Origin of the sequence: Acidovorax sp. sif1233 (genome assembly GCF_019218755.1) — a bacterium.
Lineage (GTDB): Bacteria > Pseudomonadota > Gammaproteobacteria > Burkholderiales > Burkholderiaceae_C > Acidovorax.
This window is the reverse complement of the sequence record NZ_JAHUWZ010000004.1, coordinates 440,144-466,885: the sequence shown is the minus strand read 5'-3', so window position 1 is coordinate 466,885 and position 26,742 is coordinate 440,144. Positions and strand designations below refer to the sequence as shown.

General features: G+C 59.4%; 24 protein-coding genes and 1 pseudogene. 20 read left to right on the top strand and 5 right to left on the bottom strand.

The features are described 5' to 3' along the window. Positions 1-27: 27 nt before the first annotated feature. Positions 28-1,218 (bottom strand): ABC transporter substrate-binding protein, encoded by a 1,191-nt coding sequence (locus KW843_RS16470; protein ID WP_218296220.1) that lies wholly within the window; start codon positions 1,216-1,218, stop codon positions 28-30. Between the two features lie 183 nt (positions 1,219-1,401). Here KW843_RS16470 and KW843_RS26815 point away from each other — a divergent pair. Then, positions 1,402-1,620 (top strand): annotated as a pseudogene (locus KW843_RS26815) (helix-turn-helix domain-containing protein); the annotation flags it as partial. A 39-nt stretch (positions 1,621-1,659) separates the two neighbouring features. Then, the gene (locus KW843_RS16465) at positions 1,660-2,226 is read left to right on the top strand and encodes an IclR family transcriptional regulator (RefSeq protein ID WP_255594795.1); all 567 of its coding nucleotides are present in this window, start codon (positions 1,660-1,662) and stop codon (positions 2,224-2,226) included. A 40-nt stretch (positions 2,227-2,266) separates the two neighbouring features. Here KW843_RS16465 and KW843_RS16460 read toward each other — a convergent pair whose 3' ends face one another. Both KW843_RS16460 and KW843_RS16455 read right to left on the bottom strand, forming a co-directional pair. Then, positions 2,267-3,097 carry an IclR family transcriptional regulator gene (locus KW843_RS16460; protein WP_218296328.1) on the bottom strand — a complete coding sequence of 277 codons (831 nt, stop codon included), beginning with the start codon at positions 3,095-3,097 and terminating at the stop codon, positions 2,267-2,269. A gap of 159 nt (positions 3,098-3,256) precedes the next feature. Beyond that, positions 3,257-4,060: an IclR family transcriptional regulator gene (locus KW843_RS16455; protein WP_218296218.1), complete on the bottom strand. Its 804-nt coding sequence runs from the start codon at positions 4,058-4,060 to the stop codon at positions 3,257-3,259. A 149-nt stretch (positions 4,061-4,209) separates the two neighbouring features. Between KW843_RS16455 and KW843_RS16450 the strand changes: the two genes are divergently transcribed. From KW843_RS16450 to KW843_RS16375, 16 genes are all read left to right on the top strand, one after another. Next, positions 4,210-5,967 (top strand): FAD-dependent oxidoreductase, encoded by a 1,758-nt coding sequence (locus tag KW843_RS16450; RefSeq protein ID WP_218296217.1) that lies wholly within the window; start codon positions 4,210-4,212, stop codon positions 5,965-5,967. Positions 5,968-5,994: 27 nt separating this feature from the next. Further along, positions 5,995-6,771 (top strand): SDR family NAD(P)-dependent oxidoreductase, encoded by a 777-nt coding sequence (locus KW843_RS16445; protein ID WP_255594778.1) that lies wholly within the window; start codon positions 5,995-5,997, stop codon positions 6,769-6,771. A gap of 73 nt (positions 6,772-6,844) precedes the next feature. After that, positions 6,845-8,041, top strand: coding sequence for an ABC transporter substrate-binding protein (locus KW843_RS16440; protein WP_218296216.1), 1,197 nt, complete (start codon positions 6,845-6,847; stop codon positions 8,039-8,041). Between the two features lie 58 nt (positions 8,042-8,099). Then, positions 8,100-9,023: a branched-chain amino acid ABC transporter permease gene (locus KW843_RS16435; RefSeq protein ID WP_218296215.1), complete on the top strand. Its 924-nt coding sequence runs from the start codon at positions 8,100-8,102 to the stop codon at positions 9,021-9,023. Then, positions 9,020-10,798, top strand: a complete 1,779-nt coding sequence (locus tag KW843_RS16430; RefSeq protein ID WP_218296214.1) for an ATP-binding cassette domain-containing protein — start codon at positions 9,020-9,022, stop codon at positions 10,796-10,798. The genes KW843_RS16435 and KW843_RS16430 overlap by 4 nt, the downstream gene beginning before the upstream one ends. Before the next feature lie 15 nt (positions 10,799-10,813). Next, positions 10,814-11,524 carry an ABC transporter ATP-binding protein gene (locus KW843_RS16425; protein WP_218296213.1) on the top strand — a complete coding sequence of 237 codons (711 nt, stop codon included), beginning with the start codon at positions 10,814-10,816 and terminating at the stop codon, positions 11,522-11,524. Positions 11,525-11,556: 32 nt separating this feature from the next. After that, positions 11,557-12,519 carry an MBL fold metallo-hydrolase gene (locus KW843_RS16420; protein WP_218296212.1) on the top strand — a complete coding sequence of 321 codons (963 nt, stop codon included), beginning with the start codon at positions 11,557-11,559 and terminating at the stop codon, positions 12,517-12,519. 129 nt (positions 12,520-12,648) lie between these two features. After that, positions 12,649-13,968 carry a homogentisate 1,2-dioxygenase gene (gene hmgA / locus KW843_RS16415; protein ID WP_370628510.1) on the top strand — a complete coding sequence of 440 codons (1,320 nt, stop codon included), beginning with the start codon at positions 12,649-12,651 and terminating at the stop codon, positions 13,966-13,968. A gap of 6 nt (positions 13,969-13,974) precedes the next feature. Next, on the top strand, positions 13,975-15,246 hold the full coding sequence (fahA, locus tag KW843_RS16410) for a fumarylacetoacetase (RefSeq protein ID WP_218296211.1): 1,272 nt from the start codon (positions 13,975-13,977) through the stop codon (positions 15,244-15,246). A 15-nt stretch (positions 15,247-15,261) separates the two neighbouring features. Continuing rightward, on the top strand, positions 15,262-16,194 hold the full coding sequence (locus KW843_RS16405) for a DMT family transporter (RefSeq protein WP_255591052.1): 933 nt from the start codon (positions 15,262-15,264) through the stop codon (positions 16,192-16,194). A 17-nt stretch (positions 16,195-16,211) separates the two neighbouring features. Continuing rightward, complete coding sequence (locus KW843_RS16400) at positions 16,212-17,375, top strand: NADH:flavin oxidoreductase/NADH oxidase (RefSeq protein ID WP_218296210.1); 1,164 nt, start codon at positions 16,212-16,214, stop codon at positions 17,373-17,375. A 22-nt stretch (positions 17,376-17,397) separates the two neighbouring features. Further along, positions 17,398-18,093 carry an EthD domain-containing protein gene (locus tag KW843_RS16395; RefSeq protein WP_218296209.1) on the top strand — a complete coding sequence of 232 codons (696 nt, stop codon included), beginning with the start codon at positions 17,398-17,400 and terminating at the stop codon, positions 18,091-18,093. Positions 18,094-18,120: 27 nt separating this feature from the next. Further along, the gene (locus tag KW843_RS16390; RefSeq protein ID WP_218296208.1) at positions 18,121-18,750 is read left to right on the top strand and encodes an EthD domain-containing protein; all 630 of its coding nucleotides are present in this window, start codon (positions 18,121-18,123) and stop codon (positions 18,748-18,750) included. 718 nt (positions 18,751-19,468) lie between these two features. Next, positions 19,469-19,921, top strand: a complete 453-nt coding sequence (locus KW843_RS16385; RefSeq protein WP_255594777.1) for a TetR/AcrR family transcriptional regulator — start codon at positions 19,469-19,471, stop codon at positions 19,919-19,921. A 145-nt stretch (positions 19,922-20,066) separates the two neighbouring features. Next, a complete protein-coding gene (locus tag KW843_RS16380) occupies positions 20,067-21,038 on the top strand; it encodes a tripartite tricarboxylate transporter substrate binding protein (protein WP_218296207.1) in 972 nt (323 codons plus the stop codon). 30 nt (positions 21,039-21,068) lie between these two features. Beyond that, positions 21,069-22,265: a M24 family metallopeptidase gene (locus tag KW843_RS16375; protein WP_370628509.1), complete on the top strand. Its 1,197-nt coding sequence runs from the start codon at positions 21,069-21,071 to the stop codon at positions 22,263-22,265. A gap of 310 nt (positions 22,266-22,575) precedes the next feature. Here the strand turns inward: KW843_RS16375 and KW843_RS16370 are convergent, their stop codons facing one another. Continuing rightward, positions 22,576-23,490, bottom strand: a complete 915-nt coding sequence (locus KW843_RS16370) for an enoyl-CoA hydratase (protein WP_218296206.1) — start codon at positions 23,488-23,490, stop codon at positions 22,576-22,578. Positions 23,491-23,506: 16 nt separating this feature from the next. Then, positions 23,507-24,523, bottom strand: coding sequence for a polysaccharide deacetylase family protein (locus KW843_RS16365; RefSeq protein ID WP_218296205.1), 1,017 nt, complete (start codon positions 24,521-24,523; stop codon positions 23,507-23,509). Positions 24,524-24,694: 171 nt separating this feature from the next. On the opposite strand from KW843_RS16365, the gene KW843_RS16360 reads away from it, so the two are divergent. Both KW843_RS16360 and KW843_RS16355 read left to right on the top strand, forming a co-directional pair. Further along, a complete protein-coding gene (locus tag KW843_RS16360) occupies positions 24,695-25,621 on the top strand; it encodes a LysR substrate-binding domain-containing protein (RefSeq protein ID WP_218296204.1) in 927 nt (308 codons plus the stop codon). A gap of 95 nt (positions 25,622-25,716) precedes the next feature. Then, positions 25,717-26,727, top strand: coding sequence for a tripartite tricarboxylate transporter substrate binding protein (locus KW843_RS16355; protein WP_218296203.1), 1,011 nt, complete (start codon positions 25,717-25,719; stop codon positions 26,725-26,727). The last annotated feature ends 15 nt before the right edge of the window (positions 26,728-26,742 follow it).

Below are 26,742 nucleotides of genomic sequence, written 5' to 3'. Positions count from 1 at the left end.
AGCTGCCGATGGGGCCTGCGACGGCATCTAGCGCTTGAAATCAGGCGATTGCAGCAACTTGGTCGTTGCATCGTTCACCTGAGTGAGCTTGCCCCCTGTCCATTTGACGAAAGCGAAGTCGCTAGCGGTCAGTGCTTCATGACTTGTCGGCGAGAAGGGGCGTTCATAAGTCTTCTTGATGCCATCGATCGGCGCTTGCAGGTTTTCCAGTGCCTCGCGCATCTTTGCTCCGTCGGTGGAGCCCGCTTGCTTGATGGCGGCTACCAGCAGCAGCGTTGCGTCGTATCCATGGGCGACGAACGGAAATGCACTTGCTGCGGCCAATTTGTCCTTGGTGCGCTCAAAGAGGGCCTTCTGCTTGGGGGCGACGGCATCAACCATGGTGCGCATGAAAATTGGCTTTTCGGCCAAGGCTTGGCCCGCCGCGTCATAAAACGTGATGTTGTCTGCGGCCCAGGATGACAGGACATTCGGGAAATAGTTGACCTTCTCCATGCTGCGGACCAGCTGGCCAGTGGGCGTTCCCTGAGCCCAAACCACGAGCGTGTCCACACCTGCTGCTTTGAGTTTGCTCAGCTGTGAGGTCATATCTGTGTCACCAACAGCGAATCTCTCCGTGGCAACGACATCCAGGCCTTGCAGCTTTGCGATCTCGGTCATGTCCTTGAGCCCACCTTGGCCATAACCCGTGGTCTCCGCCACCAGGCCGAGCTTCTTGGCTCCCGCTTTTTTCGCATAGGCCATCAAACCCACCACCTGCTCCCTGTCAACGATGGAGACGCGGAACATGTAGTTTTCAGCACCCGGGCTCATCGGTTTGGTGATGTCGGTTCCGCCGCCGATCATGCCCATGGAGACAACTTTTTTCTGATTGGGAATGTGTTTCCAGGCCATCGCGTTCCCAGAGTTGGTGGGGCCAAGCACGGCTACCACCTTCTCGTTGTCGATCAACTCGCTCATGTTCTGGATCGATTTGGGTGGCTGGGATTGATCGTCACGGATCACCAGTGTGAGCTTGCGGCCAAGCACGCCCCCTGCAGCGTTGATGTCGTCAATAGCGGCGCGAATTCCGAGCACGCCTGCCGCCCCGCTTTGTGCAGATGGCGAGGCAGACAGGTCACCGTTGAACCCCAGCTTGATGTCTTGCGCTGCGGCTGCCAGTGAAACGAATGCAACTGCCGCAAGGGCCAGTCGACGTGCTGTCAGAAGGTTTCTCATGTTTGTCTCCGAGTGAAAAAGGGCGGATGCGCCGAGTTGGCGGATGTGAATCACGCACTCCGCGCTGTCAGACGCTAGTATTTATCTAGCTCGCTAAACTATAACTAGTATTTACCCTATGCAAGTGCGTTAGTCATTGTTGAATTTCGCCTGCCTGTCTGATTGGGCCTATGATTTCGCCCTATGAAACTGACTGCCCCGCAAGATGACGATTTGAGTCCGTCGCACCCTAGTGGCCGTGAGCGCCGTGGAATCCAGTCAATAGAGGTGGGGGGGGAAATACTGAAGGTGTTGGCTTCTGAGCCAAGGCCTATGGCCCTCAGGGACCTGACCAAGGCTGTCAGCATGCCTTCCGGGAAGATCCATCCCTACTTGGTGAGCTTTGGGAAGATCGGGCTCGTGGCACAGGACCCCGTAACTGGTCAGTACTTGCTGGGACCTATGGCGATCCAATTGGGGCTCACCGGGCTGCAGACTCTCAATCCCATTCGCGAAGCGACGCCCATGGCGGAGGCGTTGGCTGCTGAAACCGGGCACACGGTTGCGATCGCGGTCTGGGGAAACCTCGGGCCCGTCATCGTTCGCCTGATCGACGCTGCGTACCCGATCAACACCAACATCCGTACCGGAACGGTGATGTCGCTGGCCAATACAGCAACCGGCAGGGTGTATTCAGCTTATTTGCAAAGGCCATTGATCGACCGGATGCTTCAGGATGACTACATCCGTTTGGGCCCTGACATTGCCCATCCGCTTGATGGCAAGGCGGTTGAGGATCTGATCGAGGAGGTGAGGGCGCGGGGAATGTCGCGAGGGGTGAATCATCCAACGCCGGGGATTGTTTCGTTCTCGGCACCAGTCTTTGACTACTCCGGCGCGATTGCCCTGACTATCACGATGATGGGCCCTACGGGTACCTTTGACCCTGATTGGAATGGTCCGATGGCCGTGGCCCTGCGCACTTGTGCCCTCGCTATCTCGCAGAGGCTCGGATTCAGGAAGGCGTAGGTGAACCTCGCCAGCGGCAGGCCATCCCGGCCAATGGATGTCAGCGCGGATCCAGAGAGGCTCTTGAAGGTCCGCCTAGGCGTTTGGATACCTCTTGGCCGCATGCGCGCACGGCTGTGGCTTGGGTGCCATTCCAGTCCGTGTCAAAAGACCTTGAGCGCCCCATGAGCGTGACGCCCAGGACGATGTTGCCTGAATAGTCAAAGACGGGCGCGGCAAAGGAGCAAACACCAGGGGTGGGGTTGTTGACCGAGCGCGATACCCCATGCTTGCGCACCTCGATCAACATTCTCTGCAGTTCTTCCGTGTCGACGGGTTTCGCAATGTCCGGCCCTAAGCGCCGCTCGTCTTCCAGCAACGACTCTTCGATCAGTTTCGCGGGAAGGTATGCGGCGAACAATCGACCAGTCGCAGTACCGGCAAGGGACATTACCGTTCCAGTACGGATGTTGGTGTGCAGCGGATAGATGGCGTCAAAGAGGAAGACCATCGTCGGGCCTTGATTTCCCCAGACGGACAATCCGACGCTGTGCCCAGTTTCCCGCGCCAGCTGCTCGGCGAAGGGAGTGGCTTCGCGTACTGGATTGAGCATGCGGAGGGTCACAAGGCCTAGTTGCATTGCCGTGGGGCCTAGCCAATAGAACCCCGTCGAGGCTTCCTGGGTCACAAGCCCCAACTTGGCAAAGCTCACGAGATAGGGGTGCGCCTTTCCTGGAGCCATGTCGGCAGCTCGCGCCAGTTCTCTCAACGGCAACGGGCGACCTTGCGCACCCAGTGCGAGAAGCAACTGACCGCCGGCTTCAATAGACTGAATTCCTCGGCGCTCCTTCTCGGAACCACCTTCATTGCCGTCTTCATCAAGTGCGCCCATGGTCTTGTCCTTGGAGTTAAATTTGGCGGTCTCGTTTGCCATAGATGAATTTTTAGTCTAGTGCTTATGCATTAGGATGTCTGTGACCAGGCGCAATACGGCGCTGAATCGGGAGCCATGGGGCTTTTGTTTCCGTCTGTTCATTTTTTTGCTCTGCACTCAGGCGCCGCGCCGGAGGCTCCCGAGGCGCGTGGAGATCGCTGAGCCGCATGCTCTTGCCGCCTTTGCCTGGTTTCCGCTCCAGGCTGTGTCAAATGACCGGGTACGCCCCAGGAGTGTGACCGCCATCACAACATTGCCCGAATAGTCGAAAACCGGGGCTGCAAACGAGCTGACCCCCACGGTAGGCATATCCACGGAACGTGAGAGTCCATGTTCGTGCACCAAGCTGAGCATATCTTGCAGTTCGCTCGGCTCAACGGTTTTTGCGATATCTGGGCCCAGGCGACGGTCATCCTCCAGCAGTGACTCTTCTATGAGTTGTCGAGGTAGATAGGCCACGAACAAGCGCCCCGTTGCTGTTCCGGCAAGAGACATCACCGTCCCCACACGCATGTTGGTATGAAGGGGATAGGTCGCATCGAAAAGCGATACCACTGTCGGCCCTTGATTTCCCCAAACAGACAGTGCAACGCTGTGCCCTGTTTCTTGCGCGAGCAGTTCCGCAAGCGGTGCGGCTTCGCGCAAGGGATTGACGGTGCGAAGCGTCAGGAGACCCAGTTCCATGGCGGTACGACCGAGCCAGTAGTGGCCGGTTGAGGCGTCTTGAGTCACCAGACCGAGTTTTGAGAGGCTCACCAAGTAGGGGTGTGCCTTTCCCGGAGCCATGTTGGCAGCCCAGGCAAGCTTCTTGAGGGGAAGAGGGTGCCCGTGGGCCTCCAGCGCAAGAAGCAGCTGCCCACCAGCCTCTATGGCTTGAATGCCTCGGCGCGCCTTGTCTGGGGCCACGTCAATTTCTTCCATCACAGATGTCCCCGTAGTCGATGCATGGTATCTGATCCATTCAATTGCATTTGATTGGGGTAAACCATTAGTCTATAAAAAATGCATTAGCACCATACTAACGTCATTGGGTCGCTAAAGGCGGCCCCTACGTCCAAGGAGTGATGACCATGAGTGAGCTGGAAACGAGCTATGACGTTTTGGTAGTTGGAACTGGAGCGTCCGGCATGTCCGCGGCCGTGACGGCTGCGTACGAGGGGTTGAAGGTACTGGTTGTCGACAAGGCGCCTGTCTATGGGGGCACCACGGCCCGGTCTGGTGGCTGGTTGTGGATTCCCGGGACAAAGCTCGCCAGGGAGCAAGGCATCAGCGAACCCCCAGGGGCGGCACGGGCATACCTGCAGCACGAAACCACTACGCATTTCGATCCCGCGCGCGTAGACGCCTTTATCGAGAACGGGCCAAAGGCCATTGATTTCTTCACGGAAAAAACGTGCGTGCAATTCGACATGCCGCCAGTGTTTCCGGACTATCACGCAGAGGCCCCCGGCGGCCAGCCAGGTGGCCGCTCCATGGTGACCCGCCCATTCGATGCCCGTGAACTCGGAGCCTATGTTTCAAAACTCGCCCCCCCCGTGCCCGAGTTGACGGTTTTCGGGATGATGCTTGGATCAGGTAAGGAGCTGTGGCACTTCTTGCGTGCCTTCAAGTCGCTCGAGTCATTCTTGTATGTTGCCAAGCGCTTCGGCGGACATCTCATGGATGTTGTCAGGTACGGCCGTGGGATGACGCTGACCAACGGCAATGCACTGGCCGGTCGGCTGGCCAAGGCCGGCATGGACCTGAACATCCCCGTGTGGCTGAATGCTCCGGTCAAAAAACTCATCGTGGAAGGCGATGCGGTCGTGGGTGCAACTGTGGTGCGGGACGGCAAGTCAGTAGAAGTTCGAGTGCGCAGAGGCGTCGTTCTTGCCTGTGGTGGCTTTCCCTACGACATCGAGCGTCGCAAGCAGTTGTTCCCACATGCGCCAACCGGCCGAGAGCACTTCACTCCGTCCCCTGCGCTGAACACCGGTGACGGGTTGCGCCTCGGCGAATCCGTAGGGGGATGGGTCGATCCCAGCATCCCGAATGCGGCCGCCTGGTGTCCAACCTCGGTGGTCCAGCGCAAGGATGGCACCCAGGGAGTTATGCCGCACTTCATCGATCGCGCGAAGCCCGGTGTGATCGCCGTGACTTCAAGGGGGCGGCGATTTACCAACGAGGCGATGTCTTATCACGACTTCATTCAGGACCTCGTGAAAGCTTGCAAAGGGTCCGCCGAAGTGACCTGCTGGCTCGTCTGTGATCACGAGCACCTGCGCGAATATGGGTTGGGGGCGGTAGCTCCATTCCCTCTGCCCATTGGCAAGCATCTCAAAAGTGGCTATTTGAAGCGAGGCAGCAGCCTTCAGGAACTGGCGAGCCTCATCGGCGTTCCAGCCGCCGCCCTCCAAGAAGAGGTCGAAGCCTTCAATCGGGATGCCGCGTCTGGAGTGGACACAAAGTTTGCCAAGGGAAGCACCGCCTATAACCGGTATCAGGGCGACTCGCTGGTCAAGCCCAACCCCTGCATGGCCCCGATCCATAGAGGTCCGTTCTATGCCATCAAGATAGTTGTGGGTGAAATCGGGACGTTCGCAGGGCTGGCAACCGATGAGTCCTGCCAAGTCCTTTCAAAGGACCGGCAGCCAGTCAAGGGCTTGTATGCAGTTGGCAATGACGCCGCCAGCATCATGGGCGGCAACTACCCAGGCGCAGGCATCACCCTCGGTCCAGCGCTCACTTTTGGCTATGTCGTCGGTCAGACGCTCGCAAGGAAAACAAGTGAACCGACAGCCAGTCCGAATCGGACCTCTGCTGGGCGCCTGCAACCCCAAACAGCATAGATCGAATACATACCAAGAAAGACCGCAATGGAAATCTCTGAACTCATGGCGCCCAAGGTCCTCCATGGACGCATCGCGCTTGTGACCGGCGCAGGACAAGGCAATGGCAGGGCTATCGCCAAGGGCCTTGCAAAGGCAGGGGCTCGGGTCGTCGTGACGGACTTGAACGAAGAGAACGCCAAGCTTGTTGCCGCAGAAATCAGGGCCGCTGGCAGTGATGCAATCGCGTACAAGTTGGACGTGACCTCCAATGATGCTTGCCAAGCCTTGGCAAAAACTGTGGCCACTGAAATCGGCAATATCGACATCCTGGTCAATAACGCGGGCATCATCATTCGCGAGGGGCTGGACAGCCCCCAGGTGGCGTCCAACCTCGAGCGCACTCTGAATGTCAACGTGATGGGATCTTTCCTTCCATCGCATGCATGGCTGGATGCGCTGAAGCAGACCAGGGGAGTGATCATCAATGTGGGGTCTATTGCCTCGAGCACTGGAATCCCCAACGTGGTGGGCTATTCACCATCCAAGGGCGCCGTCAAACTCATGACGCAAGCCCTCGCCGTCGAGCTTGCCAAGGACGGAGTTCGGGTGAACGCAATCGCTCCCGGAGTCATCGAAACTCCGATGACTTCCTACACACGGGAGGCTCCTGAGCGACTCGACAAATTCATGCTGCGCACGCCCATGGCACGCGTCGGCCAGCCCGAAGAATTGGTCGGTCCCGTGGTTTTCCTGGCATCCGGCATGGCCTCCTATGTGACGGGGGTCACGCTTCCTGTGGATGGCGGGTTTCTCGCCTCCTGAGTCCTTGAGTCGTTTCCATCCAGATTTCCAACCCAGAACTCACCGAGTTCACCATTCCAAAAAGGAGACAGCCATGAGTATTCCTAAGCTCTTCAAGCGAGCCATCCTGGCAGCCGGCGTTGTCGCTGCTGCCACCGCAAGCGCGCAAGACATCAAGCTTGGATACAACGGAGATTTGTCCGCATCCCCATCGGCGCAAAGTGGGCAGGCAGCGGTTCTGGGCATGGAGGCCGCAATCGCCGACATCAACGCTGCAGGCGGCGTTCTGGGCAAGAAGCTGACGCTGGTTACGCGGGACGATACCTCTGCGCCTCCAAAGTCGATCCAGAACATGAGCGAATTGATCGACAGCGAGAAGGTCTCTGCGGTCTTTGGTCCGACCAACTCTGGCAATGCGATGGCCTGGAAGCACATCGCCAACCAAAAGAAGATCCCTGTGATCGGCAACGTGGGTTCGGGCACCGATATCACCAAGCCCATGAGTCCTGGTGCGGACAACTATATGTTCCGAGTCTCGATGGTGGATCGTGAGCAAGTAGCGGCCTTGATGGCCTACGTGAAAAAGAATGCGGGCCAGTCAAAAGTAATCGGTCTGATGGCGGAAACCACGGGCTATGGCCAGGGCGGTCTCAAGGACATGGAGGAAATCGCGAAGCTGCAAGATATCAAGATTGCAGCGACTGAGCGTTTCGGTGTGGGCGATACCGATATGACGTCTCAGCTGAGCAAGATGAAGTCCGCGAACGTGGACACTGTGGTGGTCTGGGCTCAGGGGACGCCCATCGCGCAGCTTGTTCGCAGCATGGAGAAGACAAATTACTTCCCCTTGGTGCTGACCTCCTGGGCTGCCGACAACATCACTTTCTATGATGCGGCAGGCAAGGCGCTTGCCGAGAAGCCAATCTTCATGCGCACGGTGAGCGAGACGCGTACACCTTCCCAGCAGAAGCTGTTTGATCGCATCGGGGCCAAACTCAAGGCGCCCGGCTCGTTCTCCTTTGCATTGCATGGCTACGACTCGGTGCAGCTCTACGCTGCGGCTGCCAAGCAAGCCAGCAGCTTTGATGGCTCGGCTGTGCGTGTCGCGCTGGAAGATCTGAAAGCACCGGTTCAAGGCGTACTCAAGACTTATGACAAGCCGTTCAGCAAGGCCAACCATGAGGCTCTGACAGCCAAAGACCTGGTCTGGATTCGCTGGAAGGACGGCAAGCTGATGCCCTATGCGGATCCGATCGTGAACTCGCTGAGCAGCGCGGACTTCAAGCAATAACGCGCAACGCTTGTCTGGACTGCGCGAAGCAGTCCAGGAAATCATCTCGGAGATAACAATGACAGAGGCGCTCTTGCAGGCGATTCTCAGTGGCTTGGCCGTGGGCGGTGCCTACGCCCTGGTAGCCCTGGGTTTCAGCATCACATTTACAACCACCAAGACCTTGAATTTCTCCCATGGGGAATTCGTGTCCGCGGGTGCATTCATCGGCATGAGCGCGCTCTTCCTCGTCCTCGGTCTTCCTGTGACTTCCACTACGTTCGGCCAGGCCCAGCCTGGTGCCGGTGCCCAGCTGTTGGCGCTTGTTGCAGCCCTTGGAGTGATGGGCTTCTTGGGATGGCTGCTCTATGTGATTGGCGTACGTCCTTTCGCTGGGCGGCCTGGCATGGCATGGGTCATGAGCACCCTGGGCTTTGGCGTCATCCTCCAGAGTATCGGCTTGGCCATTTGGGGCCCCAAGCCGGTGGTCGTCCCGGGACCGGTGGGCGACACTGTCATACGTCTCATGGGAGTCGGTGTGCGACCGCAGGAGCTGCTCACGTTGGGGGTCGCCGTTGTCATCATGATCGGCTTCGACTTTGTGATGAACCGAACGATGGTGGGCAAGGCCATGCGGGCTGTTGCGGCTAACGGCAACGTCGCGAGCCTCATGGGCATCAATACCAACGCAGTGATGATTGGCGCTTTCGTTGTCAGTTCTGCGCTGGCTGGCCTTTCGGGCTTCCTTCTCGCTCCTATTGCGCAGGCATCCCTTTTCATGGGCCTCACCGTGGGGCTGAAGGGATTCTCCGGCGCCATGATCGGCGGGTTGAGCAATCCACGTGGTTGTGTGATTGGCGGGTTCGTTCTCGGCGTCCTTGAGTCCCTGGTGAACCTGTGGTCGGCGCAGTGGCGCGAGGTCGCTGTTTTTGCCCTTGTCATTCTTGTTCTTGCGTTCCGGCCGACCGGTCTTTTCGGCAAGCAGATGGTGGAGAAGGTATGAAGCGCGGCCAACATCTTTTCGGGGTCATGCTTGCCGTCGCTGTTCTCGCAGGCCTGGTTTCCTTTCTGGGAAATGACTACTACCTGCGCATCGTTTTCATGATGTGCGTGTATTACCTCTGTGCTGCAGGCATGAACGTGCTTGTGGGCTATGCAGGGCAGAAGTCACTGGGCCAGGCTGGCCTGTTCGCAGCCGGGGCATATGCGGTGGCGTTGATCACAACGCGCACGGAGATCAACCCGTGGTTCGCGCTGTCGTTGGCAGCTGTTGTCTCCGGCATCTGCGGCGTGCTGATCGCGCTGCCGTCCTTGCGGGTCAAAGGACCCTATCTCGCGATGGTGACGCTGGCGTTCGGCATCGTTGTCGAAAAGCTCGTCGGAGAATGGACTGACGTTTTTGGGGGCGCCCAGGGTATCTACGGCATCAAGCCACTGACCTGGAACGGACAGCCCCTTACGTCCCTGCAATGGGTGTGGCTGGGCATCGCCCTGTGCGCGGTGACGCATCTGCTGCTGCGCAATCTTTTGCAGGGCCGTTTTGGCCGGGCGCTGCTCTCACTGCAAGCCGATGAGATCGCTTCATCTTCGGTGGGCGTCCGTGTCTATCGAGCCAAGGTCATAGCCTTTGTGGTTGCGGCAGTTACCTGTGGCATTGCTGGCGCGCTGGTGGCACAACAGAACCAGTACATCAACTCCGACTTCATCACATTCCATCTGTCGATCTTTATTCTGCTGTTGGTGCTGTTTGGTGGTGCCGGCTCGCAGTACGGCCCTTTGGTTGGAACAGTGGTTCTGACTGTGATCGACGCTGCTCTGGCCCGTTGGCCGTCAGCCCAGCACTTTCTCTATGGATTTCTGCTGCTGTTTGCGCTCTACATCATGCCGGGAGGGGTCATGGGGCTTCTTTCGACGTGGTTCCGCCGGCCGGCGGCTGCCCCTGGCATGCCTATCAAATCCGCAGCTCCGACGCGCATTGGTCCGCAGGGAGAGGGCGAGTTGCTGGTGGCCCAAGGTGTCACCAAAAACTTCGGTGGAGTACGGCCTGCTCAAAACGTGTCTTTCCGACTTCAGCGTGGGCATATCCACGCGCTGATCGGACCCAACGGTGCGGGTAAGAGCACGATGATCAACATGCTCACGGGTCTTCTGGATCCAAGTGAAGGCTCGATCAAGTTTCTTGGCCAAGAGGTATCGAGCCGACCGGTGCATGCGATCTGTCGTATGGGGATGGGGCGCACCTTCCAAAACCTGCGGCTGTTTGCAGATCTGTCGGTTCTGGACAATGTCATGCTGGGCCGCCATACGCGCATGACGAATGGGTTTCTCGCATCCTTGTTTGCGCTACCCAGCGCTAGAAAGCAGGAAGCCGCCACCCGTGCCCGCGCCTTGCAACTGCTGGATTTGGTCGGTCTGCTGCATCTGGCCTATCAACCGGCCGGCAGCCTCCCCTATGGCCTTCAGCGCCGTGTCGAGCTGGCACGGGCGCTAGCCACTGAGCCTCAACTGCTGTTGCTTGACGAGCCAGCTGCAGGGCTCAATCCACAAGAGACAGCGGAGTTGGGCGATCTTCTTGTCCGTATTGGCAAGTGCGGTGTGACCATCTTGATGGTGGAGCACCACATGGATCTCGTCATGTCGATCTCCGACCACGTGATCGTGTTGGACTACGGGATCAAGATCGCAGAGGGAAAGCCCTCTGAAGTGCAAGCCAACCCCCGTGTCGTCGAGGCCTACCTAGGCGTTGACGAACCGGTGGACGCTCTTGTCGCCCCCTGATCTGGAAAGCACCCTATGTTGAAACTCGATTCAGTGAAGGTCGCCTATGGCGCGATCCAGGCCGTCAAAGGCGTGAGCTTGGAAGTGCGGGAGGGCGAAGTGGTCACCATCATCGGTGCGAATGGCGCGGGCAAAAGCACTCTTCTCAAAAGCATCTGCGGGCTGGAACCCGTTGCCGAAGGCAGCATACAGATTGATGGGAAGGACGTCTCGAAAGTCAGAGCACACGAGCGCGTCGCGCTGGGGGTAGCCATGTCGCCCGAGGGCAGAGGTGTCTTTGCCGACCAGACAGTTCGCGAGAACCTGATGTTGGGCGGCTACTCCCGCCGGCGCAATCCAGCAGCGATTGAAGCGGCGATCGAGCGAGAGTTCAACCGCTTCCCAAGATTGCGTGAGCGTCAGAACCAGTTGTCCGGAACCATGTCGGGCGGTGAACAGCAGATGTTGGCGATCTCGCGTGCGCTGATGAGTGAGCCACGGCTCCTGTTGCTGGACGAGCCGTCTCTCGGATTGGCGCCTTTGATCATCAAAGACATCTTCAATGCCATCCGCCAGCTGCGCGAGTCGGGTCTGACGATCCTGCTGGTTGAGCAGATGGCCAAGCAGGCTCTCGGTGTCGCAGATCGTGCCTACGTGCTCGAGACTGGCCACATCACTTTGGAGGGGACTGGTAGTGCACTCCTTAACGATCCCAAGGTCAAGGCCGCGTACCTCGGCTCACATTGACCGTCATCAATCTATTTCAGAAGGAATATCCCATGAGCCAAGAAACCAAGAAGTTTGCCTCGCAAGCCGACCTTGAAGAGAAGAAGGTCACCTTTAGCCAGATATCCGAACACGCGTGGGCCTACACAGCAGAAGGCGATCCAAACACCGGCATCATCATTGGCGACGACGCAGTGCTCGTGGCTGATACACAGGCCACGCCGGCCATGGCGCAAGACGTCATCCGCCGTATTCGCGAGGTGACCGACAAGCCGATCAAGTACGTCGTTCTGACGCACTACCACGCTGTGCGCGTGCTCGGTGCCAGTGCATACGGCTCAGATCACATCCTTGCGAGCCAGGACACCTACGATTTGATCGTTGAGCGTGGCGAGCAGGACAAGGCCAGCGAAATTGGTCGCTTCCCTCGTCTCTTCGCGGGAGTTGAGACCGTACCCCCTGGCATGACTTGGCCCACGATGACTTTCACCGGAAAAATGACGCTGTGGCTTGGCAAGGTGGAAGTCCAGTTGTTGCAGCTCGGCCGTGGTCACACCAAAGGCGATACCGTCGTGTGGCTGCCTGGTGAGGGTGCTCTGCTGTCTGGCGATCTGGTCGAGTTCGGCGCCACACCCTATGCGGGCGACGCCTACTTCAAGGACTGGCCGCAAACCCTGAAAAATCTTGCTGCCCTCAATCCAAAGGCGTTGGTGCCAGGACGCGGAGTGGCTCTGACCACTCCTGAAGAGGTCGCCAAAGGTCTTTCAGAGACAGGTGAATTCATTGCCGACGTGTATGCGAATGTGCGAAAGGGCGTCTCTGCGGGCAAGGATCTGAACACGATCTACAAGGAAACATTCGCAGCGCTGAAGCCCAAATATGGTCACTGGGTCATCTTTGACCACTGCATGCCGTTCGATGTAACCCGTTGCTACGACGAGGCGACTCAATACGCTGATCCACGCATCTGGACTGCAGAGCGCGACATCGAAATGTGGAAGACGCTGGAAGGCTGAGGTTTCTCCTTCAGTCCCCAACCATCTGTTATCTCGGCTCGGACCGACCTTTGGGACGGTGCGGACGGGTCGGTCCGTCCCTGCATTCTGGGGATTTGCCGGCCCGCAATACCTGTCAAGGAGCAAAGCGTGATTGACCACTTGAATTCGGAACGCCGCTATCAAAGTGGCTTCGGCAACGAGCATGCCACGGAGGCCGTGCCTGGCGCGCTGCCTCAGGGGCGCAATAGCCCGCAAAGGGCTCCGTTTGACCTGTATCCCGAGCTTATTTCTGGAACTGCGTTCACTGCGCCGAGGCATGAAAACCGCCGTACATGGATGTACCGACGCCAGCCCTCGGTGGTGGCGGGGCGCTACAAGGCATACCACCAACCGTTGTGGACCACGGGTGGCGATCGCGGAACGCTCCTCGCACCAGAGCCAATGCGCTGGCATCCCATTCCTTTCGAGGAGGGCGTGGAAATCGACTTCGTTGATGGAATGCGAACCCTGGCAGCCAATGGCGACGCGGATGCGCAAGCGGGTGTTGGTTCTTTGGTGTACCTGGCGAACAAGTCCATGGACAGGCGCGCATTTGTCAATGCGGATGGTGAATTGCTCATCGTCCCCCAGCAAGGGCGGTTGGTCATCACAACCGAATTGGGCGTCCTGGATCTCAGGCCCGGGGAGATTGCAGTCTTGCCTCGTGGCTTGGTCTTCAAAGTTGCAGTGCCGGATGGACCATCGCGGGGGTATGTGTGCGAGAACTATGGTGCGCAGTTTCGCTTGCCTGAACTGGGGCCCATTGGGTCGAACGGGCTTGCGAATGCGCGAGATTTTCTGGCTCCTGTTGCTGCCTTCGAAGAGCAAACAGGTTCTTGCGAGCTGATAAAGAAATTTGGTGGGCACTTCTGGATTGCACCTGCGAAGGGTTCGCCATTTAACGTTGTGGCGTGGCATGGAAACTTGGCGCCGGTGAAGTACGACACGGCCAGCTTCATGACCATCGGTTCCATCAGCTTCGACCACCCAGATCCGTCCATCTTCACGGTGCTTACTTCGCCCAGCGATACGCCTGGCACGGCGAACTGCGACTTCGTGATATTCCCGCCGCGATGGCTCGTCATGGAAGACACCTTCCGACCGCCTTGGTACCACCGCAACCTGATGAGCGAGTTCATGGGCCTGGTCTACGGCGAGTACGACGCAAAGCCTGGTGGGTTCAAACCTGGCGGTGCCAGCCTTCACAACGCGATGGTGCCGCACGGCCCTGATGAAGAGGCCTTTGAAAAGGCCTCAAGCGTGGAGCTGACACCACAGAAGCTGGACAACACCCTGGCGTTCATGTTTGAAAGCCGGTATCGCTTCATTCCTTCAGCCTTCGCACTCAGCAAGGCGCCTTTGGATCATGACTATGCCGACTGCTGGGCGGGTCTCAAGGATCAGTTCAAGCCTGCCGGAAGGAGTTAAGAGACTATGTATGACATCGACGCTACCCACGACCCGAAGCTAAAGAGCTGGGTCGATTCGGCCAATCTTGCAGGCTGCGATTTCCCAGTGCAGAACTTGCCTTTCGGGCGATTCAAGCGAGTGGATAGTCAGGGCGACTGGAAGATCGGCGTGGCCATTGGTGATCAGGTCTTAGGTCTTCGGGCCGCTGGTTTGATTGACACCGACGACATGAACCTCGTCATGGGCGCTTCGATGAGCGATCGGAGGGCCCTGCGTCACAAGATTTCTGAAGGCTTGCGTGACGGAAGTCCTCAACGTGCGACCTGGTTGGGCGCCCTGGTGCCGCAGGTTGAATGCGAGTACACAGTGCCTTGCCGTGTGGGCGACTACACCGACTTCTACACGAGTGTTCACCACGCGACCACGGTGGGCAAGCAGTTCCGTCCAGACAACCCATTGCTGCCCAACTACAAATGGGTACCCATTGGGTATCACGGCCGCGCATCTTCGATCGGTGTGAGCGGCGTCACCTTCAAGCGGCCCCGTGGCCAGATCAAGGCTCCCGACATGTCTGTACCTGGTTTGGGGCCGTCCAGGCGCCTGGACTATGAGCTGGAGCTGGGTTGGCTCGTAGGGGCAGGCAATCAGCAGGGAGAGTCCATCGAGATTGGAGATGCTGAGTCTCATCTCTTTGGAGTGGCCCTGTTCAACGATTGGTCCGCGCGTGATATCCAAGGCTGGGAATATCAGCCTCTGGGCCCCTTCCTCTCCAAGAATTTTGCAAGTACCTTGTCCCCTTGGATGGTGACCATGGAGGCATTGGCTCCCTTTCGCGTAGCGTTCGAGCGGCCCCCCGAAGACCCGCAACCCCTCCCGTACCTTGACGGTGACGGCAATCGCAAAAGGGGAGCATTCTCAATATCTCTTGAGGTTCTTCTGCAGACCCAAACGATGCGCGACGCGGGCGAGGGCCCTGTGCCCCTTTCAAGAACCAATGCCAGTCGAGCGGCGTACTGGACCCCCGCGCAATTGGTAGCGCACCACACTGTAAATGGGTGCAACTTGCAGGCTGGCGACTTGTTGGGTTCTGGGACCCTGTCTGGCCCAGATCCGAGTGAGGCGGGCTCGTTGATGGAGCTGACGACAAGTGGAAAGCACCCGGTCAAACTACCCAACGGAGAGGTCCGCAGCTTCCTTGAAGATGGAGATACGCTGATCCTGCGCGGGTGGTGCGAAGCCGAAGGTGCGGTGCGCATTGGGTTTGGGGATTGCGCTGGCACGGTCGCGGCGTCATGAAGAAGCGCGGAACCCATGCATCCTGAAAGTCCGCGCACTGTGAGTCGCCGGGCACTTGGGGTGCAGGTGACCCTCATCGCCGCGATGGCGATCTGGGGGCTCAATGTCACCGTGGTGAAGCAGCTGACCCTCAGCTTCGAAACTTCCATGCTCGCAGCCTTGCGGATGGTTGTGGCGCTAGCTGTCTTGTCAGGAATTCTGGTCTGGAAACGCCAGATAGTTACCGGCCTGGATTGGAAGCAAGTTCGTACCCTGGTTGGGTGCGGCGTACTGATGGTCTACCTGAATCAACTGCTCTTCGCAGAGGGGTTGCAGCGGTCTACTGCGACGAACGGCGCTCTCATCATGGCTCTCAGCCCCTTGGTGTCTGCAGTGCTTGCCGCGATCATGTTCCGTGAGCGCCTGACCCCGCAACGTCTGCTCGGTGTTGCTTTGGGCTTTGGCGGTGTTTCTGCTGTAGTGCTTAGTCACCCCGGCGCCGGACTGTCTAGTGCGAGCATTGGCGATCTGATGCTGGTGGCGGGGGTGGTGAGCTTTGCGGCCGGGGGGGCGCTGGTGCAGCGCCTTGCCCGCTCTTTACATCCCTTGACCATCAGCTGGTCCATTTACCTCGTTGGTACTTTGATGCTAGTGCTGCAGGCGGCAATCAGAAGTCCTTCCTTGGCCCCTGAGGCGATCTTCCCTGGATGGTGGCAATGGGCGCTGATCTTGTTCTCCGGGGTGATGGCCACGGCCTTGAGTAATCTGCTTTGGAACCGCGCCATTGCCTCTATTGGTGTAGCACGCACAGCGGTCTTCCTCTACTGGGTTCCTGTTTTCGGCGTGCTCTTTGCTGCGATGTTGCTGGACGAGCGTTTGACTACGTGGCACCTCGTGGGCTTTTTCGCAGTCATGGCCGGCACTTTCCTCGGCACTAGACCGCCAGTGCCGCCTTCATCGAACTCTTAAGCCTTTCAAATTTCATCATGACTATCCATGAGCCGCTGTTGTTTCAGCCTTTGAGGCTTCGAGAGCTGCAGCTGAAGAATCGCGTTGTCATATCTCCGATGTGCCAGCATGCCGCCGAAGCGGGGCGGGCCACTTCCTGGCATATGGTTCACCTCGGGAAGTTCGCACTCGGTGGCGCAGGTCTCATCTTGACGGAAAGTACTGCTGTCGACCCGCGTGGCCGTATTGGAACCGCGGATTTGGGTTTGTGGGATGACAGCCAAATCGAGCCGCTGAAGGCAGTGATCGATTTCGTGCACGCAAACGACTGTGCAATTGGCGTCCAGCTGGCTCACGCGGGCAGAAAGTCGGGTAGCCAGCCGCTGTGGGAGGGAGGTGCGGCATTGAGTGACACGGAAATGCAAGCCGACACAGAGCCTTGGCAGCGGCTCGGCCCCAGCGCGCTCGCTGCAGGTCCAGGTTGGTCCCCGCCCCGAGCTATGGATGCTCAGGAGATTGAGGACGCGATTCAACGCTTCGTCGATGCAACAGTGCGGGCGGAAAAGGTGGGCTTTGACGTCGTGGAGTTGCACTTCGGTCACGGCTATCTAGTCGCCAGCTTTCTGTCCCCGAACTCAAACCACCGAGACGATGAGTGGGGCCGCAGCCTCGATGGCCGCATGAGACTTGCGGTCGAACTGGCAACCCGAGTGCGGGCTGTCTGGCCTGCCAGCAAGCCTCTCTTCTGCAGGCTGTCCGCAGTGGATGGCAGCGTTGACGGGTGGAGCTTGGAGGATTCGGTTGTCCTCGCACGCGAGTTGGTCAAAGTCGGCGTGGACGTCATCGACTGCTCATCGGGCGGGTTGACTGAGGAAACGCGCGCACTTCCGGTGCCACGTGGACTGGGCTTTCAGGTGCCGTTCTCTGAACGCATTCGGCATGGCGCCAATGTGCCCACGCAGGCGGTTGGAATGATCGTCGATGCGGTTCAGGCAGAGGCCGTACTTCAAGAAGGCAAGGCTGATCTGATCGCTTTGGGTCGAGAGGCCTTGTTCGATCCGTACTGGGCTCACCACGCGGCGGGTGCATTGGGTATGGATTCGAACTACCAGCGCTGGCCCATTCGCCATGGCATATGGCTGGCAAAACGTGCACCCGGCTTGGCGCGAGCACGTGCGGAGGCTGCCGAGCAGCAGAGCTGACATAAAAGGGAAGGACACGCATATGACGGTACGCATGGGACTCATCCGAAAAAAAGTCGACTGGACTTTTGAGGATTTCAATTCATATTGGCGCGATAGCCATGGAGCGCTCGCCAGTCAGTTGCCCAATTTGCGCGAGTATTGGCAAAACCCCGTCGTTGATCGACTGCAGCGAGGTATTGACTTCGCGAGGGGGCCATGGGATTTCGATGGATTTTCGCAACTGTCTTTTGACGACGCAAAGCAGTCTGACCGAGCTTTCAGCGATAGCGATTTGGCGAACGACCTCATCCAGGACGAGCAGTATTTCCTTGGTGACTTGCACATCGTGACCGCCGAGCAGTCCGTGGTCATTCCGGTGCCTACACAGAAAGAGCGCTCCCAACTCCTAAAGCGCATGTCGGTCATCAAGCGTCTGCCGACCCTGAGCGAAGAGGAGTTCCGTCGAGAATGGAAGACTCACGGCGACCTGGTTCGCAAGATGTCTGGCGTCAGCGCCTACCGCCAGAATGTGATCACTGGACGGGAACGAGTGAAAGGACGCCCCTGTGCCTACAGCGATCTTCCTATCGACGGGATCGTCGAGCTTTGGTTCAAGGACGCGGAGACGCTTGGTGCAGCGTTCGGTTCAGACGCTGGCAAGGAAACAATGGCTCATGCCAAGACTTTTCTGTCTGAAATCACGGCGTTTGTGGTGGCCGAGCGGCAAATTCTCTGACGGTAAGGGCTTCAGATGATGAAACGTATGACGCTTCTGGCCAAGAGGGAAGGTATGGCCACGAGTGACTTCCGTGCATATTGGGCGGGGCCTCATGCGCAGCTTGCACTCGGGATGAATGGAATTGTCAAATACACGCACAACCGGGTGGACAAGGTTTTGTGGGCGAGCGATGGTGAGCCGGCCTTCACCGTGGATGGTGTCGTCGAACTGTCTTTCTCCGACGCCGAGGCCATGCGGCAGGCCCAAGCGTCAGTTGTAGGGGCCAAGTTCATTCCGGCCGACGAGCCGCAATTCCTCAGGGGTTGGACGTTGTGCGTTGTGGAGGAGCAGGGCGACGAACCTCAAGAGCAATGCACCAAGGTGCTCATTCCGTTCCATGCGCAGCCAGAGACGCGCAATGCGTTGTGGTCTGAACTGCAAGACCTGGATAAGGCTTCAGGGATGCGTTCGGTGCTGAACTGGACGGTGTCGACTGCACGGCGCGAGAAACTCTGGGCGGAGCCTGTACCTCCCACAGGGGTCATTTCCGCTTGGCTCGCCAGTGTCGCGAAGGCTCATGAAGCTTTCGAGCCCGAGTCCAGGCTCCGCCGGGTGGTCGAGACGTACACCACAGATGGCGTAGCCTATCTCGTCGATCGGCTCCATATCAGGTAAGGCGCCACCTGTCCGTGCCGGTGCGCGAATCCTTGCTTCCTTGCCGCATTCCTGGTGGAACTCTGACCGCTGTGATTGCGTGCCGCACAAGTGCGAAGGTGAACTCGGCGGTGTTTCCGACTCTAGGACAACAACCCATTTGATCAACCATGGAAAAAGCCGCATGGATGATGGGGTCCTGTTATCGACTTTCATTGGCCCGCATACGGGTTGATTCCAACCATAAAGTCCGTCGGAAGAATTCCGTGTCGCGAAATGCCAAGCGCCTCGGTTGAGGCGCTTTTGGGGCCAAGATCGCAAAGGTCTGCGGGGAGTCGGATGGGCTGCTTCAGGCTGGTTGCAGCCGCTTGTGCCCCATCTGACATACGACAGCTTTATGCGCTCAACGGGCAATCTACCAGGCAGCGCCTTGGGCCTCCCTGCAATAGCGGAGGTCCACCGTTCAAGATTGATCGCATGCGAACGCGAACACTCGGACGAGGAGAGTGGCCATCGTGCTGCGAAAATGCGCTGCATGACGACGCCCCCTTCGCACACTGCCAATGCACAGCCCGGAAAAGCTCCCAAAGATTCCGGGAGTAACGCGACACCGCCTTCCAGGCGCGATGGCGAACAAGCCCGTCAGTTGCTGGCTGCGGCGGGTCAGCATGTGCTGACGCATGGCTTCGGAGACTGGTCATTGCGGGCCATCGCACCGCACCTTGGTACCAGCCACCGCATGCTCATCTACTACTTCGGTTCGGCCGATCATTTCTGGGAGCGTGTGCTACACGAAATCCGCCGCGACGAGGTGGCCAAGCGCCGTGAGATCCTGGGCAACGACCTCGGCATGGCAGGCAACATCGAGCGCGCATGGGACCGCTTCTCGACCGAGAGCTACTTGCCCGTGATGCAACTGCTGTTCGAGCTCTATGGCCGAGCAGTGCGAAACCCTGAGCGCCATGCGGATTTCCTACAGGACGTAGTGGCAAGTTGGCTGGAACCCCTGGAACGCCAGATGATCCACCAACTGGGTCTGCGCCCGAAAGAGGCCCGGCTGCGTGCGAGGCTGCAGCTTGCGACATTTCGTGGCCTGATGCTGGACCTGCTGGCGACAGGGGACCGCAAGGAGACCACTGCTGCCCTCAAGTACTTCGCGCAACTCATCGCGCAGCCGCCTCATCCTGACTGACTGCCACCCGAACCGCCTTCTGCTTAGCGCCCGCGCCTTCTGGCTCGGGCGCTTTTTTTGCACTTGCGCTTTCCCTTGATTTCTGTACCATGCGGTTCATTGCAATCTGTACCACGCGGTACATACTCTTTGAAAGGGGCTGATGATGAAGCCGTTGAACCGTCGTCCGGGGTTGAAAGTGCTCGTCGCCTTGGGCGTTTTGCTGGCGCTGCCAGCGTGGTCGCAGACCTGGCCCGCGCGGCCGATCAAGCTCATCGTTCCCCAGGCCGCAGGATCGGGCAATGACGTGCTGGCGCGCACCCTGGCCGAGCAGCTCGGCAAGGGCCTGGGCCAGAGCGTGGTGGTGGAGAACCGGCCCGGCGCAAACGGCAGTGTTGCGGCGAGCTACACCGTGGGACAGCCGGCCGACGGCTACACGCTTTTTCTCGCTGGGGTGTCCAACCTGGCCTGGAATCCCTATCTCTATCAGCGTCTGAGCTACAACCCTGCGCGCGACTTCGCCGGGGTGGCCGTGTTCGCCAACACGCAGTTCGTCACGCTGGCCTCGCCCACGCTGCAGGTGCGCAGCTTTGCCGAGCTGGTGAAGAAGGCCAAGGAAGCACCGGGCCAGATCAGCTATGCATCGGCAGGCATCGGCAACTCGACCCATCTGTCGATGGAGCTCGTGGCCGAGCGCAGCGGCATGAAGCTACAGCATGTGCCGTTCAACGGCGCGGGCGCCACCACCAGCCTGATGGCTGGCGACACGCCGGTCATGACGACCGTGCCCGGCGGCATTACGGAGCTGGTGCGCACCGGCAAGCTGGTGGCGCTGGCCGTGACAGGTGACAAGCGCATGGATGCATTTCCAAATGTGCCTACCTTCAAGGAGCTTGGCTATGACGTAGCTGTGCCGGGCTGGTACTCGATCGTTGCCAAGGCAGGCACGCCACCGGCCATCGTGCAGAGGCTCAACACTGAGATAAACAAAGCGATCCAGACCCCTGAGGTGCGCGAGCGCCTGGCCGCGCAGACGCTGGAGCCGATCTCGGCGCCTGCCTCCGAGGTCGAGCGGCTGGTGCAGCGTGACGCTGCGGCCTGGGGGCCATTCATCAAAAAACTCGACATCGCGCAATAAGCAAGCAACCCGAAGAAGGAAAAGAACGCCGTGCCCCGCCTCACCACCACCGTGCGCGACGCCCGTACGCAAGCCATGCAGGCCCTGATGGACCGCTTGCGCGTTGATGCGTTGGTTTTCACCACTGCGGATTTCTTTCAGTATGCGAGCAACTTCCAGCTTGACGTCTGGCCCTGGGAGCGCCCGGTGTTCCTTTTTGTGCCGCGCCATGGCGCACCGTTCGCGGTGATGAACGAACTCTCCACCCACCACCTGCGCTTTTGCCTGGAAAAGCAGAGCCTGTGGCTGGACGCTGACCGCATTCACTACTACAGCGAGCACCCCCGCATCACGAACAGGCTGCCCTTGCCAGCGCAATTGCCCGAGGTGGTGGCGGGCCTGCTGCACTCGAACGGCTTGGCCGGTGCTCGGCTAGCGGTGGATCTCCCGCACCCGGTGCTGGCGCTGGCGCAGCGCCATTTGCCTGAGCTGGTGGTGCGCCCTTCCCACGGCGAGATGCGTGCGCTGCGATGGGTCAAGCATGCCGAGGAACTGCAGATCATGCGAGAACTCGGCAGTTTGACGGACTGGGCGCAGGACCGCTACCGCGAGCTCTACAAGCCCGGCGCCCTGGTCCAGGTAGTGGATCACACCGTGGCCGCGTTGATGGCAGAGGAAGCCGCGAGGCGGTTCCCCGGCGAGGATTTCGAAGTCATGAAGTGCTGGACGTTGACCGGCCCCGCCTCGGCCTCGCCGCACGGCGATGGCGCTTCATGCGGCGCCCGCATTGCACCGGGCGACACCATCGTCAACTTCGTGCTGCCGCGCTTGAATGGCTACTACGTGGAGAACGAACGCACCTGGTTCTGCGGCGCGCCGAGCGCGCAGCAGGTGCAATGCTTCGAGACCGCGCGCGCCGCGACCGATGCCGCCGTCGCCGCCGCGCGTCCGGGCAGGCGCGTGTGCGACATGGACGCTGCGGCGCTGGCGGTGATCGAGATGGCCGGACTGGCCGACCACGTGTTCCATCGCACGGGACATGCCGTGGGCCTGATGCTGCATGAGTACCCCGAGGACATGGCTTTCAATACCCGTGCGCTGCTGGCCGGCGAGGTGTACTCATCAGAGCCCGGTCTCTATGTGTATGGCCTGGGCGGTTTCAGGCTCGATGACACGGTAGTGGTCGGTGATGAACCGGAGGTATTGGTGAAGACCCCCAAGGACCTCGCCTACGCCACAGTGGGCTAGAGGAGGTGCTCACCACACAAAGCCGCCACGCCCGGTGAATCGCAATTGATCCCATCCGGTAGTTACCCCGGTGGCTCGAGGAAGTCGGCATGCCGCAGTGCCGTCCTGCCGTCCAGCCGTCCAGCCAGTCAAGCGTTGCAGGAGTAGATGGCGGCCACTGGCTTGGTGCGCGCATGCAGCAACTGAATGGCCCCAAGGACGAAAAGCACCACCGCCTCGCCCTTGAGGCCATTGCTGCGTTCGCAACAGATGGTCCGGCGCCTGCGTCGGCGGCAGGACGTCGGGATCAAGGGCAAGGCACGTTCAATGGTCAGGATTTCCGGTTGTCGCTGGTGCCGGGCAGTGCCGGCAGATTGAACCGGACGCGGATTTTCTCGCGAAGAGCCGGATGGATTCCTTGAGGGTCCACCAGCAATCCCCACTGCTGCTTGTTGTGGTGGTGCGAAAGTTGGTGCAGCCCGAATGCGTGCATCATGGCATTGCGACGCGCTCCGACATCCTGTGCATGGTTCACGGATTCCTTGACTGCCTTGAGGACGAAACTCCCCTTGTTGGCGATCTTCTTGGCGATGTTCAGCGCGCTTTCCATCAACGCACCCGCCGGGAAAACCTGATTGACCATCCCGCATTGCTTTGCATCTTGAGCGGTCAGCCAGTCACCGGTCATCAGCCATTCCTTTGCCTTGCGGGAACCCAGTTCCCACGGATGCATGAAGAACTCGACGCCTGCGACGCCAAACTCGAGCGTTGGATCGCGAAACCGGGCATCGTCAGCCGCGACGATCATGTCGCAGCACCAGGCAAGCATGAGACCGCCGGCCACGCAAGACCCTTGCACCACCGCGATCGTCGGCTTGGCGAGGTTGCGCCAGCGTTCACACATCTCCAGGTAGATCTCCTTTTCCCTTCCATAGAGGCCTTCGACGCCCGGGCCGTCGAATGCAGCCCAGGTGCCCACCGTGCGGAAGTCACGCCAGGTTCTGTTGTGGTCGCCGCCCATGTCATGGCCGGCCGAAAAGTGATCGCCGTCCCCTGAGAGGATGATGACCTTCACTGCGTCATCCTGCGCGGCGCGGTCGAACGCTGCATTCAGCGCGTACGTCATCTCCATGTTCTGCGCGTTGCGCACGGCCGGTCGCGACATCGCGATGTTCACGATGTCCTGCGTGAAGTGCTCGTAGCGCACGCCATCGTATGTGTGGGGGTCGAAGAATGTGGGCTGCATGGAAGTGGCTGCTGTGTTATTGCTGCTGGTTGGGGTAAAGAGGGATCGGCTGTATCTTGGCTCCCGTGGCGGATGCGATGTGCTCACGCATCCGCAAGGTGATCTCAGCCTGCATTTCGCCCGGTGCGGGATGCAGTTTTTCGATGTCGTCGAGGATTGACGGGATGGGGTCGCTGACGGGGACGCCCAGCGAAAGTGCCCATTTCTCGACCTGGAAGATGAATTCCGGACTGATCCGTGGAGGAACCTCGGCGTTCATGGGGTCGCCCATGGCGTCATCCAGCGAAACAAAATCGACTGCTGCGGCCCGAAAGCAGTCCAGGATTTCCTCCAGGCAGTCCGCGGCAATGGACGTGCCATGGATCAGCCAGATGTGGATCGGGTCGCGGCCGAACACCGCCCTCGCGTTTGCCGCGTGAACACGCAACTCGTGCAGCGCGCTGGCCACATAGGCACGACGTATCTGCGCCGCCTCCTCGGGCGAACCGCGTTTCAATACCCGGCAGTACGCCGCATTCCAACGTATGTCGTGGAATCCGATGCTGACCGGGACCGGCGTGTAGCCCATGTCCTCGAGCCTGTCCAGGATGGCTCCGCACTTGCACGCGGTGTCGCCCCACAGATCCATGCAGAACCGGAAGCAGCGCCTTGGCGCCTGGTTGATGTAGTGGCCAAGGTACTTTTCTGCCTCTTCGATATCGCGGGCGTAAGTGTCTGCGTCCAACCAGTTGAGTGGTGGGTGGTTGTGCGTGTGGTTGGCCACATGATGGCCACTCTCGACCCACGTGTCGAAAACCTCCAGAAAGTTCGCGTCGTCTTCGATCGGGGCGGTGTTGGAGAACTGGTAAACCCCGGCCACGCCATGCGACTTCAAGGCGGAGATGATCGCGCGAATGTTTGATGGCACACTGTGCCTGGGAGCCATTGGCACCCCTCGAAGCAGCAGCATGTCGTCGATCGTGATCGCGATCTTCAGTCGGCCCAGGGGTGAAACGGGCAGGGGAGTCTTGTTGATGCCGGGGGTGGAATGCATGATGTCGGGACCAATCATTTGTCGGTCCCCGAGCATCGCCGCTGCACAGGCGCTCGTCTATTCAACAATACGAAAGGTGACTTTCAGCATGGAAAAGTGCAGGCGGCCGGATGTCGAAGACGGCATTTGGTCATCCACATGCTAGACCGCCCCCAGGAGCGGCCACAGGGCATGCCCAGGCGCTCTGTCCACTTCGATCTCGCCGACCTTCGCCTGATGGTGCGCATCGCCGACACCAACAGCCTCACGCGCGCTGCCGAACAGGTCCACATCTCGCTGCCTGCTGCGAGCAATCGGATCAAGCAACTTGAACAATCGGTGGCCACGCGCCTGATCAACCGGACCAGCAAGGGGCTGACGCTCACGGCCGCGGGCCAGGCGATGATCAAGCACGCGCGGCTGATCATGGAGCAGGTCGAGCTGTTGCGTGCCGAGATGCTTGATATCTCCGACGGCATCGATGGGCGCTTGCGGATCATGGCCAGCACCACTGCCATCAGTGAATTTCTGCCGCCTGTGATCGAGCAGTTCCTCGCAAGTCGGCCCGGAACCAGCATCGACTTGCGGGAACGCCTTTCAAGCGACATCGTTCGAGCGGTTGCGGAAGGGGTGGTTGATGTCGGCGTGATCCTCGAAGACGTTGGCACAACTGGTCTGGAGATTCTTCCCTATCGCACCGATCACATGGTGCTCGCTGTGCCGGCAGGACATCCTCTGGCCGAGCGGCGTTCTGTTTCTTTTGCCGAGACGCTGGATTTTGACCACGTCGGACTTTCCCAATCGAGCACGCTTCACAACTTCTTGCTGCAGCAGGCTGAAATGCTCAGGCGACACATCAATCTGCGTGCCCAAGTCGGCAATTTCGAAGCACTGTGCCGGATGGTTCAGGCACGGATCGGCGTCGGCGTGCTCACCCATCTGCCAGCCGCACGCCATGCGAAGTCGATGAACATCCGCATCGTGAGCCTGGAGGACGAGTGGTCGATTCGACCCCAGTACATCTGCATCAGAGGATTGGAGGAACTGCCACCGTTCGCACGTGAATTCGTCGAGATGCTGCGCGCGGATGCACGCGATAGCCAGAGCACCGTGAGTTGATACGTTACGGGGGTTAAGCAGGGCGAAACTGCTGTTTTCCAATAGTGAATTGCCAGGAGGCCGTCGCCTCGCGAATATGCGGGTCTGGCGGACACGTGCGCCTGCTGACAACTTCAAAATTGGAGACGAATATGTGTATCAAAAATGGCGTGAAGGTCGCGATAGGTGCTGTACTCGCTTTGACGCTTCAGAGTGGATTTTCCCAGGCGTGGCCATCGAAGCCGGTGCAACTGGTCGTGCCGTACCCGCCGGGAGGCGTGCTGGACAACTTCGCTCGGCCGATGGCGGAGGCGCTCAGCAAGGAGCTTGGGCAGCCTGTGGTGATCGATAACCGGGCCGGCGCGAATGGGATCATCGGGACGACGCGGTGTGCGAAGGCCTCCGCCGACGGCTACACGCTTTGCATCAGCAACGGCGACATCATGTCGCTCAATCCACAGCTGTACTCGAAGCTGCCCTATAGCCCGAAGACTGACCTGGTTCCCGTGGTCCGCATGGCGAACATGGTGGCGGCGATCGTGGTCTCCTCCGGCGTCGGCGCGAAGAACCTCAGCGAACTGGCTGCACTGGACAAGGCGAATCCCGGGAAGGTCAACTGGGGGACTTTCGGAACGGGCAGCACCTCGCACGTGTTCTTGACCGAGTACAACCGTGTGTTTGGAACCCAGCTGACCCACGTGCCGTACAACGGCTCGGCGCCGTTGATGCAGGCCTTGTTGGCGGGTGACGTGCAGTCCGCGATGTTGGCGCACGTCGCGGTGGCCCCGTACATCGAAACCGGAAGGCTGCGCGCGATCGCCGTGATGGGTGAAAAGCGGTCCGACTTCTTCCCTGGCGTGCAGACGATCAGCGAACAGAAATTCGCTTTCTCCGGCGAGAACTGGATCGGGCTGACCGCTCCTGCCGGCACGCCCCCGGCGGTCTTGGAGCGCGTCAATCTCGCAGTCAACAAGGTTCTCGCCGACCCGGGATTCCGCAAGCGCAGTCTCGAGGCCCTGGGGCTGGAGCCCGTGGGTGGATCGAGGGACGCGTTTGCGCAGTATCTCGGGCGCGAGCAGGCACTTTGGGCCGAGTTGATCTCGCACAGCAAGATCAAGCTGGACTGAGAACCAATCGGGATT